Raw genomic sequence first — 608 nt, forward strand, 5'->3', positions numbered from 1 at the left:
CTCATGACACGATCTTCGATACTGAACGGAACCTGCCAGCAAACGCCCGCCCGCTGGCTTTGTTCCCGATAAATTTCCGGCAGTTGCAAAGCGTGAGATCGGCGCGCATAGTGAGCGCGTTCCCGATCCATTTGTGCCGTTGCGGATGTCGCGCATCAGGCCTTCATGAAGTGCTGCTGCGATGCTCGCCACACCCATCCATCCGCGCGACCTGCCGTTGTTTTCGGAGGATCTCGACGTGATCTCGAATGTTCTGGATGAAGTCTGCGAAGATCGCGGCGTCGGCCGCCGCACGCAGGAAGCCGAGCGCCTCGGCGCCGTGATGATCCAGCTCTACCGTCAGGGCGTCAGGGACGGCGCAAAGCTCGCCGCCCTGACCAAGGCCTATCTCTGAAGGGTTATTTCTGTTCGACTGAAATGCCGTTCTGGCCGATGCTGAGCTCGACGCCCTCAGGCTTGCTTTCTTCACGGTAAATATAGGCACCTAGGCCGACGACGACGACCAGCAGAGCGCCGATGACGAAATAAAGTCCATTGCTACGATTCAAGATGTTTTCCCTCAACGCGTTGATTGCGCGGCGGAAAACGCATGAGAACTGGTTTGGTTC

General features: G+C 57.7%; 2 protein-coding genes. One reads left to right on the forward strand and one right to left on the reverse strand.

The genetic code is table 11. From position 1 onward, the window contains the following. The first annotated feature begins 181 nt into the window (after positions 1 to 181). Positions 182 to 394: a hypothetical protein gene (locus AC1DIX_RS27535; protein WP_477328495.1), complete on the forward strand. Its 213-nt coding sequence runs from the start codon at positions 182 to 184 to the stop codon at positions 392 to 394. A gap of 4 nt (positions 395 to 398) precedes the next feature. Here the strand turns inward: AC1DIX_RS27535 and AC1DIX_RS27540 are convergent. Beyond that, positions 399 to 608 (reverse strand): hypothetical protein (locus tag AC1DIX_RS27540; RefSeq protein ID WP_477328497.1); only part of this gene is annotated, 210 nt, incomplete at its 5' end.

It is taken from the genome of Massilia sp. 05N420 (genome assembly GCF_056397205.1).

Bases quoted from the DNA above. Each gene is read 5' to 3' on its own strand.
- AC1DIX_RS27535 (WP_477328495.1), top strand. From the start codon at position 182: ATGCTCGCCACACCCATCCATCCGCGCGACCTGCCGTTGTTTTCGGAG.